At 54.4% G+C, this 19,950-nt stretch carries 11 protein-coding genes; 6 read left to right on the top strand and 5 right to left on the bottom strand.

Translation table 11 applies throughout. The features are described from left to right. From FTO74_RS09965 to coxB, 3 genes are read right to left on the bottom strand one after another with little or no spacing between them, the layout of a single operon-like run. A complete protein-coding gene (locus FTO74_RS09965; protein ID WP_162538011.1) occupies positions 1–603 on the bottom strand; it encodes a cytochrome c oxidase subunit 3 in 603 nt (200 codons plus the stop codon). After that, a complete protein-coding gene (gene ctaD, locus FTO74_RS09960; protein WP_255462633.1) occupies positions 603–2,270 on the bottom strand; it encodes a cytochrome c oxidase subunit I in 1,668 nt (555 codons plus the stop codon). Before ctaD ends, FTO74_RS09965 begins: the two co-directional genes overlap by 1 nt. A gap of 41 nt (positions 2,271–2,311) precedes the next feature. Then, the gene (gene coxB / locus FTO74_RS09955; protein WP_345932762.1) at positions 2,312–3,355 is read right to left on the bottom strand and encodes a cytochrome c oxidase subunit II; all 1,044 of its coding nucleotides are present in this window, start codon (positions 3,353–3,355) and stop codon (positions 2,312–2,314) included. Between the two features lie 615 nt (positions 3,356–3,970). On the opposite strand from coxB, the gene FTO74_RS09950 reads away from it, so the two are divergent. The 3 genes from FTO74_RS09950 to FTO74_RS09940 all read left to right on the top strand — a co-directional run bounded on the left by FTO74_RS09950 (position 3,971) and on the right by FTO74_RS09940 (position 7,618). Then, complete coding sequence (locus tag FTO74_RS09950; protein ID WP_255462168.1) at positions 3,971–5,236, top strand: cupin domain-containing protein; 1,266 nt, start codon at positions 3,971–3,973, stop codon at positions 5,234–5,236. 175 nt (positions 5,237–5,411) lie between these two features. Next, positions 5,412–6,926 carry a multicopper oxidase family protein gene (locus FTO74_RS09945; protein WP_162538008.1) on the top strand — a complete coding sequence of 505 codons (1,515 nt, stop codon included), beginning with the start codon at positions 5,412–5,414 and terminating at the stop codon, positions 6,924–6,926. Between the two features lie 152 nt (positions 6,927–7,078). Beyond that, positions 7,079–7,618, top strand: coding sequence for a hypothetical protein (locus FTO74_RS09940; protein ID WP_162538007.1), 540 nt, complete (start codon positions 7,079–7,081; stop codon positions 7,616–7,618). Positions 7,619–7,745: 127 nt separating this feature from the next. Here FTO74_RS09940 and FTO74_RS09935 read toward each other — a convergent pair whose 3' ends face one another. Continuing rightward, the gene (locus FTO74_RS09935; RefSeq protein ID WP_162538006.1) at positions 7,746–8,357 is read right to left on the bottom strand and encodes a response regulator; all 612 of its coding nucleotides are present in this window, start codon (positions 8,355–8,357) and stop codon (positions 7,746–7,748) included. Positions 8,358–8,598: 241 nt separating this feature from the next. On the opposite strand from FTO74_RS09935, the gene FTO74_RS09930 reads away from it, so the two are divergent. The 3 genes from FTO74_RS09930 (at position 8,599) to FTO74_RS09920 (ending at position 18,829) form a co-directional block, all read left to right on the top strand. Next, the gene (locus tag FTO74_RS09930) at positions 8,599–9,063 is read left to right on the top strand and encodes a response regulator (RefSeq protein WP_162538005.1); all 465 of its coding nucleotides are present in this window, start codon (positions 8,599–8,601) and stop codon (positions 9,061–9,063) included. Between the two features lie 12 nt (positions 9,064–9,075). Beyond that, positions 9,076–10,095 carry a sigma 54-interacting transcriptional regulator gene (locus FTO74_RS09925; protein WP_162538004.1) on the top strand — a complete coding sequence of 340 codons (1,020 nt, stop codon included), beginning with the start codon at positions 9,076–9,078 and terminating at the stop codon, positions 10,093–10,095. Between the two features lie 709 nt (positions 10,096–10,804). Continuing rightward, on the top strand, positions 10,805–18,829 hold the full coding sequence (locus FTO74_RS09920) for a discoidin domain-containing protein (protein ID WP_162538003.1): 8,025 nt from the start codon (positions 10,805–10,807) through the stop codon (positions 18,827–18,829). 902 nt (positions 18,830–19,731) lie between these two features. Here FTO74_RS09920 and FTO74_RS09915 read toward each other — a convergent pair. Then, positions 19,732–19,902: a hypothetical protein gene (locus FTO74_RS09915; protein ID WP_162538002.1), complete on the bottom strand. Its 171-nt coding sequence runs from the start codon at positions 19,900–19,902 to the stop codon at positions 19,732–19,734. Positions 19,903–19,950: the final 48 nt, after the last annotated feature.

The raw sequence follows: 19,950 nt of genomic DNA, 5'->3' as shown, positions 1-19,950 counted from the left end.
CTATCTGCCCAGAACGTAGACGACCAAAAACACGACCACCCAGACCGCATCAACAAAGTGCCAATAGATAGAGAGGACGTCGAGCTTCTCAAGATGCTCTTCCTTGACTCGTCCAGCCAATGCGAAAACGAACGCAGTGAAGAGTAGAACCAGACCGATGACGACGTGTGTGGCGTGAAGTCCAACGAGCGCGTAGTAAGTGGTTCCAAACAGGTTGGTCTTTATTGTCAAATGCTCATCGTGGATCAGGTGGTACCACTCGCGTGCAGTAGTGCAAAGAAAGATGAGGCCCAGAAGTACTGTCCCTGCCAGATTCGCTGTGCAGCTTCGCAGGTTGCCCTTCCGTAGCGCGCTTACGGCAAGATGAGCGGTAACACTACTGGAAAGAAGGCAAATCGTGCCCAGAATCGGAAGTTCGAGCACCTGTGACGGTGTGGGGCCATTGAGGCTCTTGCCTAAGTAATAGACATAGGCAACGACGAAGATGATGAACACTGCCGACTCGGCCAGAATCAGGCAGCCCATACCGATGGTTCCGCGGTACGGCAATCTCCATTCGATCTCGGATTGGTTGATTGGAACTCCACTCACAGGCGTGCTCATCACTCGTAGTCCGAATCTGGATCTTCTGGGTGCTTCAGATCCCAAAGCGGTCGCCGGCTAGCGACTGTTGGCTCGATGGCAAAGTTATAGGACGGAGGAGGGGACTGAGTCGCCCACTCCAGGGTCCACGCATCCCAGGGGTCGGTCCCGGCATCTTCGCCGTGGCGGTAAGAAGAGATGAGATTGTAGACAAAGCATAGGATCGCGACCGCCTGGATCACTCCACCCACTCCCACGATCATGTTCCATCCCTGCCATCCTCGGTTCGCTTCGTAGGTGTAAATGCGACGCGGCATTCCAAGGATGCCAGGGATGTGCATGAAATCGAAGGTGAGGTGGAAGCCGACGACCATCAACCAGAAATGCCATTTACCTAACGTCTCATTCATCAGCTTGCCCGTCACCTTGGGATACCAATAGTAGAAGGCTCCGAAAAGAGCGAAGAGAATGGCTCCGACGAGTACGTAATGAAAGTGCGCCACAACAAAATAAGAGTTGTTGAGCTGCCAATTGAACGGGGCGGCGGAGAGCATGATTCCCGTCAAGCCGGCGACAAGAAATTGGAAGAGGAACCCAATACAGAACAGCATAGGGACGGCAAAACTGATCTTTCCGCCCCAGATTGTGGCCAGCCAATTGAAAATTTTGATACCGGTGGGAACCGATATGACCATGGTCGCAAACACGAAAAACGTGTTGCCCGCTGGCCCCATCCCGACCGTAAACATATGATGAGCCCATACGCTCAGGCTCACAAAGCCGATGGCCACCGATGCCGCCACCATCGCCGGATAGCCAAACATGGCCTTACGTGAGAACACGGGTATAATCTCGTTGGCGAACGCGAACGCCGGCAACACCAGGATGTAGACCTCCGGGTGTCCGAAGATCCAGAAAAAATGCATCCAGAGCACAGCCGAGCCGCCCGCCTGGGTGTCGAAAAAGTGTGCGCCAAGATAACGATCGAGCGTGAGCATGATCTGAGCGGCGGATAAAGGGCCGACAGCCACAAACACGAGCCCGGATGTGACCAAATACAGCCACGGCAATAAAGGGAGACGAGTCATCGTCATTCCCTTGCAACGCATGCAGAGGATAGTCGTCACGATGTTAAGAGCTGTGCCGATCGAGCCGATGCCACTAAGAAATAGAGAGAGACTCCAGTAGTCGGTGCTATGGCCCGGAGAGAAGACCTTGGAGGTCAAGGGCGCGTATGCAAACCAGCCAACGTCCGGTGCGGTGCCTGCTGCGTAGAGACCGCTCCCACCGAAATAGCTGAAATAGAGAAGAATCCCCCCAAATGCCGAAATCCAGAAGCTGAACGCGTTCAGCTTCGGAAACGCCATATCGCGAGCACCTATCATTAGCGGGACGAGATAATTTCCGAATCCAAACAGGATCGGCATACCAGCGAAGAACACCATCGTCGTCCCGTGCATGGTAAATAGCCGGTTGAAGACTTGTGGCGAAAGAAAATGATTGTTCGGGACCATCAACTGAATCCGGATCAGTAGGGCCTCCACCCCGCCTACTAAGAGGAAGAACAGCGCAAACGCGATATACATCAACCCGATCTTCTTGTGATCGACCGTAGTTAACCACTCGTAAATAATGCTAACTGGGGCGCGGCGATCTTGTGAGGCCGTCGTCTCGTCTATCGCCTGGATTGCCGGAGTTGTCGTCAAGTGGCGCTCCTTTCCCTATTCATTCACTTCAACCGCGATAAATATGTTGTCACGACACCGAGGTCATGATCGTTGAGGTGCATCGCGGGCATCAAGGAGCCAGGCTTCATCGAGTTGGGATCATTGATCCATTTGCGGAGATTTTCTGGATTGTTTTCGATCGCTCCAGAGGCAAGTGTGTCACGGCTCGCAAAATGGGTGAGATCAGGCCCGTAACGACCAGTCGCCGGCGTTCCGGTCACTGCGTGGCAATTAATGCAGGCGTTGTGCATGAAGACCTTCTGGCCTTCTGCCGCTACGGGATCATCGGAGAAATCAGTGCGGCCGGGTTCCAGTTGGTGTTTTGCCCAGGCCGCGAAATCGGAAGGTGAGTCGGCGTATACCCTCAGCAGCATCTTTGCGTGCTGCGTGCCGCAATACTGTGCACACTGGCCCAGGTAAATACCCGCCTGCTGAGGATCGATCCACATCACGTTCACGCGGTTAGGGATTACGTCCATCTTCCCGGCAAGGCGAGGCACCCAAAAGCTGTGCGCGACATCCGCGGAGGACATCGTAAGGTAGGTTGGAGTAGGCGTCTTCGGGCTACTGACAGGAACATGGAGTTCGTTAGCCGTAACAACGCCAAGGCCAGGATAGCGGTACTCCCACCAAAATTGATGGCCGATCACTGTTACATTCATTGCGCTTGCTGGTTTGGGAACCGCTTCGGTACTCAAAATGACTCTGGTCGTCGCGAGAAACAATGTGGTCACGATAAGAACAGGGATGACCGTCCAGGATAGCTCAATCTGGTTACTTCCATAGATCTGCGGCGGTTCGTGCCCGTCGTCGGTAGGACGACGGCGATAGCGAACCAAAGCATATACGAGCAGTCCGGCAACTGTGACGAAGATCGCGAAGGTAACCGAAAGAACCAGCATTGAAAGCTGCACGGTTGACCGGGCTGGCGTCCCTGCTGGAGAGAAAATACTGGTAGGTGATTGCGCCGCCGCCGTCCCTGCTGGGAGAGCACCCCACGTCAACCATAGCGCCAAATTAAGGACTAAGTTGACGATGCATTTCAAACTCGGCATCCGAAATCGATCAGCGAAAGACAATGCGATATCACCCTTGGTGCGCCAGCTTGAGCAACGGTTTAGCTACTTCGATGTGATCACCCAGCCAAAGCTCTCCACCGATCGGATGGAGAGCAAGATCGAGATACGACATCGTCGACGAGATCTCATCTTCTCTTTTTGGCACTGGATCGAGAGAGTGCCATAGGTTCTAGACGCCCATTGTATTAGTCGCCGATGGTGATCCACAACTATCGTTTTATATATATTGACAATGTGTGGACAGCGTGAATCGGGTGGCCGAAGTTCGTCCGATTCGCTCTCGCATTCAAACAGATATTTGAAGTCTCCGACAGTTTCATCCAGCTACCGATTCGCTTAAATCGACTAATCTCCAGCTTAGGAAAGTCATAGAAGTGACAGTTATCCTGATTATTGACACGCCTTAGTCGGAATACAAGGGGAAATGGCTAACGATAGTGCCCTCCCTAGCCAATCATGGAATAACCTCCGCCCGAATCCTCTAGCTAAACCTATACAAAGTGATAATTGTGGGCTCCTCGCGGTGGCACTATCATCAGGTTCGATCTCCGGCTCCCCCTATTTTCAACCCGAAAGGCTAGGATGATGAACGATCACGCAGGCGATGCAGTTTCTCTGGAGCACCCTACCCGTCGCAGCTTTCTTGGACTAAGTTCCGTGGCTCTGGCCACGGCCGCATTCTCAGGCATAACTAGTCAAGCGCAAGAGAAGGCGAGCACTCAGAAAGCCGAGCACGATCATTCGTCGAGCGATCCGGGACAGGAGAATAAGGGCCTGTTGGCCTTGAATCCAAACTCCAATACTCCTCCCCCAACCGATCATGGCGACGTTGTGCCGATATGGTATTCGTTTGACCTTGTCAAGAAGCGCGTCGAAGAGGGCGGCTGGACGCACGAAGTTACGGAGCGTGTACTCCCGTCTTCAAAAGATATTGCAGGTGTAAACATGCGCCTCACGGCAGGCAGTTATCGTGAGATGCACTGGCACACTGCAGACGAATGGGCTTATGTACTTTATGGCAAAGCCCGCGTCACTGTAATGCAGCCCGACGGAAATATGTTCATCGGCGATGTGGAGGAAGGGGATCTCTGGATCTTCCCAGCTGGACACCCGCACTCGATCCAGGGTCTTGGCCCCGACGGAACGGAATTCTTGCTTGTGTTTAACCAAGGAGGGTTCTCCGAGGATGGCACAATGCTTGTTTCGGAGTGGCTTGCCCATACCCCGCCTGAGGTTCTGGCGAAGAACACTGGGTTGGATGCAAGTGTGTTCGCCAACGCTCCGAAGGCGCCCCTCTACATCTTCCCGGGGAAAGAACCGGGTTCGCTTGCCGCGGACAAGGCTGAGATCGGTGGCGAAGCGGTTGCGGCTCGGAGCCAGTACACCTTCCACCTGAAGTCTATGGAGCCGACGAAGTCCAGCAAGGGAGGGGAAGTCCGCATCGTGGATTCCAAGAACTTCCCGGTCTCAAAGCATATTGCGGCCGCGCTGGTCACGGTGAAGCCGGGTGGCATGCGCGAGATGCACTGGCATCCGCATGACTCAGAGTGGCAGTTCTATATCTCCGGTAAGGGCCGCATGACTGTCTTTTTCCCAGTCGACAATGCTCGCACAATGGATTTCAATGCCAACGATGTGGGTTATGTTCCCAATAATGCCCCACACTACATCGAAAACATAGGCAACACGGATCTGGTGTTTCTCGAGACATTCGCTACGGATCAGTTCCTCGATGTATCGCTGAACCAATGGCTCAGGCGTGTTCCAAGCGAGATGATCAAAGCACATCTGAACATCGACAAGGCAGACGTGATGAAGATCCCGGCCGAGAACCAGGGAGTCATCTGAGGGCTGTCCTTCCTGGAGATGAGTTGCACGCATGAGTACAAATCGTGCAACTCGTCTTAGGTGAGCTCTCCCGCAGCGATAAAGCATGCCTGTCCCGGGAGTTCGTTTGAATATGCTGTCTTAGCCACGAAAATGATTTCCGGCTTTCTATATCGTTTGATCCCGAAAAGGTACGATGAACACTCATCCGCTCAGCCATTTCATGCGAACATCGGTTTCATTGGCATTTGCCATGACGCTTGGTGTCGAGGTTCTCTTCGCTCAAGCGATCATCCCCCCAATTGGAACACCGCTGCAGGAACCCCCTGACGTGCGAACACCGCTTGTGCTCAGTGCTGTGAACGACCCCACCTCGGGACGCGGGGCGTTCTCCTTTAAGGGGAGCGAGATACCTCCTGTGATTCGCGTGTCGCCCGGTCAAAAACTCCGCATAACCTACTTGAATCGCATGAAGACTTCGTCGGGTGAAGTTTGTGTAGACGGCCCGTGCATGAACATGACAAATCTTCATTTTCACGGCCTGCACGTATCTCCTGAGTCTCCGCAAGATGATGTCCTATCGATGATGGCCATGCCTGGCGAATCGCTTCGCTATACGGTGGACATACCATTCGACCAACCATCCGGGCTTTATTGGTACCACACTCATCCCCATGGTGAGAGCTACCAGCAGGATCTGGATGGCATGTCGGGAGCTATCGTTGTCGAAGGCATCGACCGGTATGTTCCAGGACTTCGTGGGCTCAAGGAGCAAATCCTGATCCTGCGCGACGCCGAGCTTCGTCAAGGTGACGAGGCTTCGAGCCGTCTTGAGGCAGCCGTGGATATGCCACAGACGATTTGCGGGAACGCAACCGGAAACCCAGGCAGAATCTTTACTGTCAATGGGACGGTTCGGCCGAAGATCGTAATTGCGCCCGGGGAGAAACAGTTCTGGCGCATCGTCAACGCCTCCCCTGATCTTTATGCGGACCTTACGATCGATTCGGAAGCAATGACGATGGTAGCGCTAGACGGAATGCCTCTGGGCTATCACGATCGCAATCATCCTACTGAGTCGGTGCAGCATATCCTTCTTGCTCCAGCTGGACGATTCGAAGCGATCGTGACCGGGCCTGCCCTTGGGACGAAGGCATCTCTTCGCAGCCTTTGTGTCGATACCGGTGCGGATGGTGATCCGAACCCCGCAATGGTGATTGCCGATCTGGACCTCGTTGGGCGACGTGACGTGTCGACCCGGAGCAGGTCCAGCGCGGCAGACTCTCAGAAGACAGTATATAAGCCTCTTTCGTCAGAGGCTATACATGACCTAGAGCAGCGCAATGCCGCGTTTGTCGTGAATTTTACTGAAGACAAGAATGGCTTCTACATCAATAACAAGAAATACAAGCCCGCCGATGACCCAATGGTGACGGTGAAAACGGGCAACTACATTCATTGGCAGGTGGTGAACCAAACACACGAGATACACCCATTTCATATTCATCAGGTGCATTTTCTTGTGTACGGAAAAGCCGGTGTGGCGATCAGTGATCCGAAGTGGATGGACACGGTGAACTTGGAACCCGGTGAATCTCTCGATCTCATTATGGACTTCACAGACCCAATCATTCGGGGCATCTCGGTCTTCCACTGTCACCTTCTTAAACACGAAGACAAGGGAATGATGGCAAAGATTCGCTTTGAGTAAAAGAACCTGGAGCGGGGCCGTGACCGATGTCTCCCATCCTGGAGTCATCTTTGATGATTGGCATGAAATTGCACCATTCCAGACAACAGCAGTCACCGATTGCTGTTGCCTGGTCTCCATCAACGCAACAAAACCTCCAAGGAGACGTCATCATGAAGCGCGTTCTATACACCCTCGGCACCCTGCTGGCATTTACCGTTACGATTCATGCGGCGGATGACGTTGCAAGCGCAGTTGCAGGGACGATCAAGAAAGTCGACTCGTCAACCAGAACCATCGTTGTGAAGGCAGACGACGGTGCGGAGCACACGTTCCATTTCACCAAGGATGTTACGGTTCATGGGGCAAAGGACGCGGCAAAAACTCCAGAAGAGTCTCTCAAGGGAGTTCACGAGGGCTCTAGAGTTGCGGTTCACTACACTGCCAAGGGCTCGCGCGAGACTGCGCACGAGGTTGACGTGGTCGGCGATGGAGGCCTCAAAGTGACAGAAGGCACCGTCACGGGAATTGACCGGGGCTCTAAATTTCTGGCTGTCAAAACCGCTGATGGAACTGTCGAGACCTTTAAGCTCTCTGGACGCGCGGTTGACGACGGCGGCAAGGGAGTCGCCAAAGGTGCGGAGAAATCGGCTCATGTAACGGTTTACTACACCGAGGACGCGGGCAAAAAGATCGCGCACTTCTTCGAATAACTCTTAGGAATCTGATAAGCCGATTTGCTCACCTCGCTAGAGTGAGTCAATCGGCTTCAGCTCGCTTCATGTTCTCGGGCGAATGTAAGCAAGTGATGCCGCATAATCATGTATTCGCGGTTGTTTGCTATTCGATACCCAGTTTCGCGGTCATTCTTACAAGATCGGCGAGCGATTGGGCACCCATCTTTTTCATAATTTGGCCCCGTTGTACACGAATCGTGATCTCGCTTTTTCCTAGTTCGCCTGCTGTTTGTTTGTTCAATAGACCCGACACCACTAAGGGAAGAACTTCGCGCTCACGAGGAGACAGGAGTGCATAGCGTCTCTTGAGGTTTTCCAGTTCATTCCGCCTCGTTCGGTCGGCCCGATCCTGTTGAAGGGCGGCTTCCAGCGCGCGCAATAGGTCGGCTTCGTCGAAGGGTTTCAATAGAAACTCCAAGGCTCCGGCTTTCATTGCCTTGACCGACGATTGGACGTCGCCGTGCCCGGTGAGGAAAATGATGGGCGGGCCGGCTGTGCCGGAGATCTCCTTTTGCAGTTCGAGGCCCGTCATCCCAGGCATATCCATATCGAGGATGAGACAGGACTCGGCATTCACTTTTTCGAAGGATAGATAGTCCTGAGCCGTTTCAAATGCAATTGCCGTGTACCCGGAAGCGCAGAGAAGATCCGAGAGTGCTTCTCGTATTCGGAGGTCGTCGTCGAGGATGTAGATGGTAGGGCGATCAGTTTGCATTGCAAATTCTCTTGCATCAATTTACGTGGGCCAAAGAAGAATCCAGGAGTTCCCAGGGAGCACAGTGAAGAAGCCGGAGTATGTTTAGCAATGTTGCTGCACATCAACTTTTGCACAGGAACCAGAAAATGCCAACTGGGGAGGTCCTTTTTCTCTGACCTTGGTGACGATGGGCATGTAAGGATCCAAATCCGGAGCCAATATGTACGTCTTTTTGAGGGCCATCTATACAAAGTGATAATTGGCAAGCCGTTCCAACCGGGCTACGATGACGTTGAAGTTGGGAGGGATCGTATTGGTTAAGCAATCTAAGCCGTGTGTTGTAGCTGTGGTCGACGACGACATACGAGTTCGTGAATCGGTTAGCGATCTCCTTGCATCGGCGGGTTTCGAGACGAGGCTCTTTAGCTCGGCAGAAGCGTTTATGAACGATTGCGACATCGAGCTGTCCTGCTGTTTGATCACTGACGTCCGGATGCCGGGCATGGACGGTTGGGAACTGCAACGCCTAGCAATCCAGAAGCTGCCGAAGCTGCCTGTTGTGTTCATAACCGCACATCAGGACGACGAGGCCGCTAAACGCGCCATGGAACTGGGCGCTATCGCGCTCCTCTACAAGCCATTTGACGGCGAGGAGCTTCTTAAGATCGTCGACGACGCAATTAATAAATATCGCTTATCTGAAACACATTCCCCGCGCAATTGAAGGGTCACAGATATGTTCTCAAACAGCCTGATCGGTTCAAGTAACGCATTTCGTAGCGTCATTGAAGATATAGAGATGGTCGCGCCGCTAGGCTGTGCCGTTTTGATTCAGGGGGAGACTGGGACGGGGAAGGAGGTTGTGGCACGAGCTGTTCACGATAACGGCTCAAGACGTAACAAGCCCTTTGTCGCGGTCAACTGCGCTGCGATCCCCTCTGCGTTGCTTGAGAGCGAGCTGTTCGGACATGAAAAAGGAGCTTTCACCGGTGCGGTCTCACAGTCAGTCGGTCGGTTCCAGGCGGCTCATGGCGGGACGCTATTTCTTGACGAGATCGGGGATCTGCCGCTCGAGTTGCAACCGAAGCTCTTGCGGGTTCTCCAAGAGCAGCAGTTCGAACGAGTCGGTAGCAGTCGAACCACGCAGGTCGATGTAAGAATCATCGCTGCCACAAATCTTCAGCTTCAACAGATGATCGACGAAAAGTCCTTCAGAGCGGACCTTTACTACCGATTGAGTGTCTTTCCTATCGCCCTACCAGCGCTCAGGCAGCGCAAAGAGGATATTCCATTGCTGGTCCGCTACTTTGTGAGTCGGCTCAATGAGCGGCTTGGTCGTCATGTGAGCCAGATTCCATGCGAACTTCTCGAGCTATTGGCCGAGTACCATTGGCCAGGCAACATTCGCGAACTTCAAAACTTCGTGGAGCGGGCAATAATTACGTCGCCCGGCGATGTCCTCACCCCACGCGAGAAGGAACTGAGGCTGATTGCGGTGGCTCCTCAGATACGAGCAGTCGTCACGCTCGCCGATGCTGAGAGAGCCCATATCCATCGGACTCTCGATGAAACCAATTGGACCATTGGGGGTAGTAATGGCGCCGCAGCGCGGCTTGGGATTCCGCGTACGACGCTAATCTCACGTATGGAAAAGTTGGGGTTTCCTAAGTCGCCGAAGCGGTCAGAGGTAGAAGTGAAAGACGTTTCGAATATCTTTTCTCCGGGATCTGACAATCACTCCTTCGCGCTTAGTTGATTACTTACCGAAAATATTGGTTGGGAGACAGTCAGGAAAATATTGAGGGCGTTTGCGCGGCGACTTAGCGATGGAAATATTCAATTGGCGATTCTGTCGCAGAGATGTCGTGAGTAACTGACTTATATCGGCGCTCTATGCTATCGGTCATCGCGTCGCACGCCAATCATATGTTTGTATAGTCCCTCGGAATGAGCCAATAGTGCGGGTTTTATCAGCTTCCTCATGGTCTGCATGAGCCTGCTTTTTGCCGGTCGCAATCATAGCGAGAGCTTGGTGCCGCAAGAGGTCGGCACACTCTGAGCAGACAGTGCACCTATTGCCATGTGCAAGCAGAACAGCAATAAACTTCCGTTTACTGTTATTTCGTCTTTAGTCGCATTAAGCCATATATCCACAGCGGTTTTGTGGCACTATCTGCAAGGACCATCGAGGATTCGAGCCAGGGTCCGGTTGAGTTATCAAGCGGCTTTTCCGCAAAGTAATAGATCAGCTGTTTTATCGAGTTTGAGCTTTCGTACTAGCTCGCAAGTTTAGATATGCATTTGTGTGTGTGTTGACCCAAAGGAGCTTCATGTACGTTCTCTCCTCCCCGCTGCGAAATAGATCCAATCTCAACATACTTGGCTCTCTCGCCATTGTTCGGCAGTGCAATACCAAACTGGATGACACAGAAGGTCTTGACTCTCGCCTTTTTAAGGTGAAAAGAATGAAGTTTGCTACAGCGTTGTTCTTGATCCTGTTTGCAGCTCTTTGCTCGAGCGTGACGCATGCGCAGCAGGTTGAAGCCTCGCTGCCGCTTTCGCAGCGATTCACCATCAATCTTGCGGCGGGAGTGCCGCAGTATGTCGGAGACGCTGCCTCGGTGTCCAATGCGCCGCAGAGCCAATGGTGGTTTGAGAATACGAAGAACTCGACGGACTATTCGAGTGTCAGCTTTATGGAGAGTTCAGACTCCGCATGGCGGCAGGTCGGTCTGCCATATGATGCGAACATCCCTCGCACGTTTATCAACCAGGACTCTGGCGGTGGCGCAGGATCTGACACGGGGCAAGAAAACTGGTATCGACTGCACTTCAAGGTAGACCCTAAGTATGCGGGACAGAAGTTCCTGCTTAATCTCGAAGGTGCACATACTGGGGTCCAGGTCTTCATCAATGGAACGCTGCTGCCTGGTATCAGCGCTGTCGCCGCTAACGCCCAGGCAACCCATGTGGTTGGGTTTGTACCGGTCGTCGTCGATCTCACCCCTTATCTCCACACTGACGGCGCCACGGACAACGTTATTGCAATTGATGTATCCAGAGGCGATCCGTGGTTTGAGCAGCCGCAATTTTCTAACTCCTTCCGCTTTGGTCAGGACATGGCGGGCCTGTTTCGCAATGTCGTCATGTATGTAACCAATCCGGTCCATATTCCGTTGAATGTGTACTCCAACACGCAGTCCTGGGGCACCTACGTTGGCACGGTCTCCGAGGTTCCTGCGGCGGAGGGGACGGCAACGGCGGCCTCGGCTGTGGTGGAGGTCCAGACGAACGTCGTCAACGAGACTGCCACGGCACAGCAGGTCACGTTGACCACCCAGATTGTGGATGCGGCAGGCAATGTCGTGGTGACGGCTCCGCCGGTGATGCAGATGGTGCAGCCGTTGACGGCGGCTACTCTTCCGTCGACGCCGGCAGCGATGTTCAATCAATTGATCACAGTTCCGAATCCCACGCTGTGGTATCCGAATAACTCAACGTACGGCAAGCCGTATATGTACAAGGTCTACCACATCGTCAGTGTGAACGGCGTGGTGGTGGATTCGTTCCAGAGCCCGCTTGGCATCCGCACGATCACGTGGGATGCGAACTTCCCCTACTTCAATGGCCATGCGATGTATCTATGGGGAGGCGCGAGCCGGTACGATTATCCGGCGCTTGGTTCGTCCGTTCCAGATGAGCAGTGGTGGCGCGATATGGCGCAGATTGCTGCCCAGGGCGGAAATATCTGGCGGCCCGGTCACTCGACCAGCAGTGAGGAGATGGTCGAGGCGGCCGACGCCTACGGCATCATGATTGACCAGCCGAGTGGCGATGGCGAGGGGCATTGGAATGCGTCGTCCAATCCGTCTGCGGATGATCTTCAGTTGAAGCAGGAGGTGCATCGCGACATGATCATTCGCGATCGCAGCCATCCTTCGATTCTGGACTGGGAAGAAGATAACGGTGGGATGAATCAGCCGCTTGCGAATGAACTCGCTGCCCTGGTGACGTCATGGGACAATATTCAGCCGCGGGTGCAGGCCGATCGTACGTACTCGAACACGTACTCCTACATGGGTGAGTGTGATGGCGCAGGCTGCGAGGCGGGGCTCAAGAGCAACAATGCGCCGAATCCGGTCTTTGGCGCGGAGTATTGGGACAACATGGGCACCGGGCGCGGCACTCAGACGGGCATAGGGGCCAATACGGTCTATGCGTACGACTACGAGTTGGCGTTTGCAGCCCCGTACCTGGACGATTGGCGGCAAGGCAGAGTAGCCAATGCATTTGGCATGGCTCAGTGGTATTTTGCAGAGTCGCCGGGCGAAGACAGTCTCTGGGCGGAGTTCCAAAATCAGCCCGCGATGCAACATATGGTGCGTTCGCTCGGTTACTCTTCCGTGGATGCCAACCGTTTCCCGAGGCTGCTTTATTACATCTATCAAGCGAACTGGATTCCTTATACGATTCAGCCGGTAGTTCACCTGGCTCATCACTGGAACCGCGCTTACGAGTACACCCCGGGCACCCCGATTCAGGTGAATGCCTTCAGTAACTGCCCCTTTGTTCGTTTGCTCATCAATGGAGTGGCCAAGGATCCAGTCACGGGAGCGCCACTCAAAGATATGACTCCCAATCCCTGGAATATCAATTCGCACGGGGATCTGACCCAAAACACGACGACCATGCCTGGCCAGGTTTCTTGGCCGGTGAATTGGGCTCCGGGTACGGTTACGGCTCAGTGTCTGGACAACAGCAGCAATGTGGTCCCGGGCGTGAGCCATACTGTAACGACGGCAGGAGCCGAGAATAAGATCGTGCTTTCGGTTGTTCCTAATGTGACCAGGCCGGACGGTACCAGCTTCCAATGGACCGCGAATGGCTCTGACGCGGCGTTCATCGTGGCACAGGTACAGGATGCAAATGGCAACCTTGTACCCACCGCAGCGGACAACGTCACGTTCACGGTGACCGGACCGGCCACGTACATGGGCGGCACGCAGCAGCTCGTTGCTGACCCATCGTGGACCAACTACTATCAGGACGCATTTTCTAAGGCGCACAGTAATGATATCGGTGGTTTGCCATACGCATTCTTTCATTCTCCCGGCGATCCCGAACTGAACTTTGAAGGTGGATTGCAAAAGATCGCGCTACGCAGCACATTCGCCCCTGGGACTATAACTGTGACGGCAACAGCACCTGGACTTGCGAGCGGCAGTGTTCAGCTAGCTTCAGTGACTCCACCGGCTCCACCTCAGTCGCAGGCTCCGGCGATTATTGTGCCCCCCGTGGACACAGCAGTAACAGTTGGCTTTCCCGCAACCTTTACTGTCGCGGCCAGCGGCTCCGGAACGCTGAATTATCAATGGAGCATTGCGGGGAGCCAGGTGGAGGGAGCAACCGGTCCGACCTTGATCACTCCTCCAACCACGCTTGCCCAAAACGGTGCCTCTGTATCAGTTACGGTCACAAGCAACTTCGGTTCCGTCACATCGACTCCCGTCACACTCAGCGTAGATGGGGCCACCAAGGTTGCCATTACGGCTCAACCTGCCCCGCAGACTGTTGTCGTCGGCCAGTCCGCGACCTTTACAGTCGCGGCTACCGGCTCTCCACAGCTCAATTACCAATGGTTTGAGAACGGCAGTCAAGTCGCGTCTGGGCCGCAGCCCAGTTACACTACTCCGATATTTTCAGGAAGTGAAACGGACAGTGTCTACGTAATCGTTAGCAATCCTATCAATCAGGTCCAATCGTCAACCGCTGCACTGACTGTCAATGCGCCTATACCGGTCAGCGTTGTCACTCAGCCTGCAAGCGCGATCGTAGCTCTGAATCAGCCGGTCGTATTGACCGCCACGGTGGCTGGCTCCGCGCCATACACATACCAATGGCAATTCACCCCGGCTGGAGGTTCCACCACCATCCTTTTGAGCAACTCGCAGTCCTCCAATGTCATCACTTATACGATTCCGCAGATGAGTACGGCGAATGTTGGAACCTACGCACTGATGGTCAACAATGCAGCCAAAGCTCCCATTACGAGTACAGGCGCACAGTTGACCCTCGCACCGCCGGGAATCAATCTGGCGCTCGGCATGGTTGCAACGGCAAGCAGTAGCCAAAACGCATGCGGAGACGGCACCACGAGTCCTCCTTTCAGTGGCGCGAACTGCCTGGGGGCGGAGAACGCGGTAGACGGGAACCTCAATACCCGTTGGGGCTCGGCGACAGCCGGAGCACCGCCAGTACCCGCGGTTCCAGGTGTCGATCCATCCTGGCTGCAGGTGGACCTTGGCTCAGTGCAGTCTTTCAATACGGTCATCATCAATTGGGAGAATGCCTTTGCGACGGCGTACGAGATTGACTACACCAACGCCGATCCCACGACCAATCCAAACTGGAACCAGGCCTTCATTACCAAGACAGGTGCAGGCGGAACTGAGACCCTTAACTTTCCCACTGTTCAGGCCCGGTATATCCGTCTGCTTGGCACCACGCGTTTCACACAGTATGGCTATTCGGTAAATGAGTTTCAGGTGTATAACGTATCCCAATGCGGTGGTCCGACGGAACGCTATACCGTCAACCCCAACAACTCCGCGCTGGTATTCGATAACTTGCTGAATCTGACATGGACCCGTACCGTTCAGACCGACACGGTGGCAGGCTCGCAGTTCACTGGTCTGAGCGCCGTTAGCTATTGCTCAAGTATCAAGATGCGTATTCCGACGCAGGCTGAAGCTCTCGGCATCAGCGGCACTAACAATGCTTCCTGCGCCTTTCCTGGAGTCTGGAGCACTTGGACCTCTACCGTGGACCCCACTGATCCAAATGAGACTGCGATCGTCAACTTCGATGGCAGCAGCACTTGGAACGTAACGAATAACTTTCCTGGAGCCACACTCTGTGCCTTGGGCGTATCGGCGGTGCAGGCTCCTGTAATTCAGACGCAACCACAACCCGTCACGGTGGTCACCGGGCAAACGGCCGCATTCACCGTAGTTGCTACAGGAACACCCGCACCGACCTATCAGTGGCTGGAGAATGGGATCCAAATCAACGGAGCTACGTCACCGACCTACATTACTTCAGCAGCTATTGCCGCAGACTCCGGAACGTCCTTCAGCGTGGTAGTCACGAACGGAAGCGGCTCGGTCACCAGCGCCCCCGCTCTACTCACGGTCACTACCAATTCGGGTGGCGGCGGTGGCGCAGGCGGCGGAACAAGCGGTGGTGGTACTGGCAATCCTCCGCCTCCCCCCCCGCCGCCGACTCCTACCTGCGGCGATGCCGTAGCTTGCACCGGCAATGGAAGTGGTCCGGCTCCAGTCGGTCCTAATTTGGCCCTCAACGCCGTGGCGACATCCTCCGCAGATGAGAGCGGTTCCTTCCCGCCAATCAATGCGGTGGATGGCAACTACAACACACGCTGGTCTTCAGCATTCGAGAACAACGAATGGTTCCAGGTGGACCTCGGCTCAGTTCAACCCATCGGACAGGTCCTTATTCGGTGGCAGAGTGCCTACGCCACCACTTACACCATCCAAACTTCTATTGATGGACAGACGTGGGGTCCAAATCCTACGGCAACACAAAACAATGGCCAGGGAGGGATCGATAACCTCACCTTCCCAACGGTGAATGCGCGGTATGTGCGTATGCAGGGAGGAACCCGCTCTTCACAGTACGGATACTCGTTCTGGGAGTTCGAAGTCTACGGTCCTGTACTTCCGACCATCGTTACCCAGCCCGTCAGCCAGACAGTACTTGCGGGTTCTCAGGCGCAGTTCACGGTCGTTGCAGGTGGAACTGGCCCATTCATCTACCAATGGATGGTAAACGGCGTAGCGATCAATAATGCGACCAAGGCGAGCTATACCACTCCCACTGTTGGTTCCTCTGACAATGGCAGCATCTTCACCGTGACGATCAAGAATGCCAGCGGCTCGGTAACGTCCGCCGGAGCATCACTGACGGTCACCAATCCCACACCCGGTATCGCAAATCTGGCCCTCGGCAAGGTCGCGACATCAAGCGGAAATGAGAACGACGGACTCGGCCCCATGAATGCTGTGGACGGAGATCTCACTACACGTTGGTCTTCTGCTTTCGGCGAGAGCGAATGGTTTGAGGTGGATCTTGGCGCGCCGACGCTGATCAACAAGGTCGTACTTTACTGGGAGGCCGCTTATGGCAAGGTCTACGACATCGAGGTCTCGAATGACGAACAGACCTGGAATCAAGTGGCCAAACAAACCGCAGGGCAAGGTGGAGTAGAGACACTGTCTTTCCCAAGTGTCGTGGATCGTTATATTCGCTTCGTTGGTAGTGACCGAGCCACACAATACGGATACTCGTTCTACGAATTCCAGGTCTTCGGTGCAGATGTTCCCTCTATCACTACCCAACCCGTCAGCCAGACGGTAGCTGCTGGCTCCAGCGCAACCTTCACGGTCGTCGCAGCCGGCGATGGTCCCTTCACCTATCAATGGCTGCGCAACGGCGTCGCAATTCCCAACGCCACTGCGGCCAGCTATATAACTCCTGTTCTTACGTCAGTCGATAGCGGCAGCATATTCACCGTCGCCGTCACCAACCCCACGGGTCCAACAACCTCTGTGAATGCTGTCCTCACGGTCAACGCCAATCAACCTGCAGGTCCGAACCTGGCTCTAAAGCAGCCAACCAAAGAGAGCGGTAGTGAAAACGACGCCACCCTCGGCTCTGCGAATGCGGTAGACGGAAACTTAGCTACACGCTGGTCGTCAGCCTTTGCCGATCCCTCGTGGATCGAGGTAGACCTTGGATCCACGAAGACCATCGGCCAGGTCATCCTCCGCTGGGAAAATGCTTACGCGCTGACATATCGGATCGAGGTTTCGAACGACGAGCAGACCTGGAATCGAGCCTTCGTTCAATCCAACGGTCAAGGAGGTGTGGAGAATCTCACCTTCCCACCCGTAAGCGGTCGCTACGTTCGCATGTATGGACTAACGCGAGCTACAAATTACGGTTATTCGCTGTATGAGTTCGAGGTCTATGGGGCGGGCAATGCACCAACCATTACAACTCAACCCGTAAATCAGACCACCAACGTCGGAGCGACTGCAACTTTCACTGTAGCCGCAGGAGGTGCCGGTCCCTTCACCTATCAGTGGCTCAAGGGCGGCGATGTCATCAATCTTGCAACCTCCGCCAGCTACACGACACCTGTCCTGGCAGCAACCGACAACGGTAACCAGTACAGCGTCATCGTCGGCAATGGTGCCGGAACTGTCACCTCAATGCCAGCGACGCTCACAGTCAACAACTCCGGTTCGAGTTACACGACCTATCCGGGGTTTGTGGGGGTCGATCTCAACAACAACACCAACGGCACCTGGGCTGACAATCAGATATACGTGACTGTGATCGGCATCGATCCCAATAGCGGTAAGTTTTCTTATCTGACTCCGGACGGTCTCATTGTTGACTTCACCGTGAACGACGCGGCAGCTGTCGGCCACCTCACCAAAAACGGCCAGAACTATGGTAACTACTCCTTCACGCTTGCCCAAAGTAAGCTGCTGAAGATTCCGACGTTCCAATCGGCTCGGGCGTACATCTCGCTCGGCCAGCCCTTGTACGTTCAGGTCAATAGCGACGGAAACGGCAACGTGACTGGTTACGCAGGTCCAAACCCACAGAATGGGACAGATCCCAACATCAACACTAACTTCGACTGGTACGAATTCAACAACCAGAACGGTATCTTCATCAATACCACCCAGGTCGATGAGTTTGGTCTGCCTCTGCTGCTAGATGTCTGGGGCGCAGGAGGGACCTTCCACCAACAGGTCGGCATTACGGAATCAATCGCTCAACTCGATAGTGAATTTGCCAGTGAAGTACCGCTGCAGTTCCAACCCACCACCATGTCTAACCTTCGCATCTTCTCACCGGCCAAGCTCTCCATGGCTGCCGGTGGAGCGAATGCCAACTACTTCGACAGCTACATCGCGAATGCGTGGTCATCCTACAGCACCACTCCGGTCGCCATAACTCTTAATGGCCGTCAGTTCACCGGAAAAGCATCTGGGTCGACTTTAAAATTTGCAGAGGTCAATCCAAGTTCGGCGAACGCTGGAGAAGTCTTCGTGGTGGCGCAGCCTTCCACCCAGGACATCCTGGGGTGTGCAGGCACCATGGCGAGTGGGGTACAGGGCAATACTCCACAGCTCCAGGACGAGAACGCCATTCAACTGCAACTGGAAAACCAGATATGCTCGGCAACTAACCGGGGTGTTCTTCTCAACCAAGCAAACTGGGCTAACGTTTCGGCCTACTATAGTGCTGCGCCTGCGAATTTCTACTCGCAGTTCTGGCACAAGCACTCAATTGGAGGGCTGGCATACGGCTTCTCTTACGACGACAACAATAACCAAAGCACCACGATTACCACACCAAAACCGGAACACATGGCGTTTGGCATAGGCTGGTAGCGGATACTGCGAAGAGCGAGGCGCTAGGTCTGGCGTCTCGCCGCTTCGTCCGAGGCGCATTTGATATGACGTCGAGACCGTCGTCTTGAGTAATAGCAATCTCGCCTAGCCTATAGACGTCGCGTCATGTTATCGCACTACTACGACCTCGAGTAATGCGAGTTCCTGCGGCACCGCCGCTCCTGCCAGGTATTCCGCAGCCTGCTGCATCATCACGAAGTACGCTTTCTGAAAGCTCCGCAGGGGTGGCACAATCCAAAGTGCGTTAAAGACCAGAGTGCAACACCAGCGCCGCGGAAAGAATGTGTCTCCATTTCCACCGTGGCATGGCCCGCATCACAAGCGACAACACCTCTGCCCCTCCGAGCAAACCATGGGGAACAGAATCAACAGGTACCTCCCGGCGCTTCCAACCTCACGGCTCGCAGATAATGAAAGCCCGCAATTGCAGCGGTCCCGGCAATTGGCAACCAAAAGTGCTCTGGCACGTTGAGCCGCTTTCTTGCCACTACGGCGAGGCACCCAACGAAGAGAAGTACGGGCCACAGCTGAGAGAAGCCCACGAGTTCGACATACTGTCTCAAGATCCCAGGATTCCAGAGAATCACGCCCGCAACTGTCTTCGAGCGCAGAGTAGTCGGCAGGATTAACCCGAAGTACGAATAAGAGAAAAGCTTCCACGCCAACAAGGGGAGTAACGATCCAGCAAGCAATGCTGTCAGGCCCAGTGCCTTCCTCATGCGCAGACGCCACGCCAGCAGGAAAGCGCAGACCTCGCCGACGGCCGGTACAGCAGGATTAGACGCACGGCACAGAACGCATAACTCATCTCCATCAGAGTTCCGTTCTAACGCCATAGATTGCAAGCAAAGCCTGCTGCCCCATCCCAAAGAAGCTCGCTTTCAGGTCAGGTCTCCTCGCGTGGTCTTCCTTAGTCGTATAAAGACCGCCAGCAGCCCGACCGTCGTCGCCAGGCAAGAAGCCACCTGTAGCACTCCGGTCATCAGCTTGTCGCATACAAACCGACCGCGATCACCATCGCCGTAAATAGAGGCGACGTGGAAAGATTGCATCGCACTTTAGGGTTTAATCCTCACCCTGGTGCGCAAGCACATTGCGTG

Source organism: Granulicella sp. WH15 (genome assembly GCF_009914315.1).
GTDB lineage: Bacteria > Acidobacteriota > Terriglobia > Terriglobales > Acidobacteriaceae > Edaphobacter.
This window is presented reverse-complemented; position numbering and strand designations above follow the sequence as displayed.

Excerpts from the sequence above, each read along its gene's own strand:
- FTO74_RS09935 (WP_162538006.1), bottom strand. The coding sequence starts at position 8,357 with ATGCAAACTGATCGCCCTACCATCTACATCCTCGACGACGACCTCCGA.
- FTO74_RS09920 (WP_162538003.1), top strand. The coding sequence starts at position 10,805 with ATGAAGTTTGCTACAGCGTTGTTCTTGATCCTGTTTGCAGCTCTTTGC.
- FTO74_RS09945 (WP_162538008.1), top strand. The coding sequence starts at position 5,412 with ATGAACACTCATCCGCTCAGCCATTTCATGCGAACATCGGTTTCATTG.
- FTO74_RS09925 (WP_162538004.1), top strand. The coding sequence starts at position 9,076 with ATGTTCTCAAACAGCCTGATCGGTTCAAGTAACGCATTTCGTAGCGTC.
- FTO74_RS09940 (WP_162538007.1), top strand. The coding sequence starts at position 7,079 with ATGAAGCGCGTTCTATACACCCTCGGCACCCTGCTGGCATTTACCGTT.
- FTO74_RS09950 (WP_255462168.1), top strand. The coding sequence starts at position 3,971 with ATGATGAACGATCACGCAGGCGATGCAGTTTCTCTGGAGCACCCTACC.
- FTO74_RS09915 (WP_162538002.1), bottom strand. The coding sequence starts at position 19,902 with ATGCAATCTTTCCACGTCGCCTCTATTTACGGCGATGGTGATCGCGGT.
- FTO74_RS09965 (WP_162538011.1), bottom strand. The coding sequence starts at position 603 with ATGAGCACGCCTGTGAGTGGAGTTCCAATCAACCAATCCGAGATCGAA.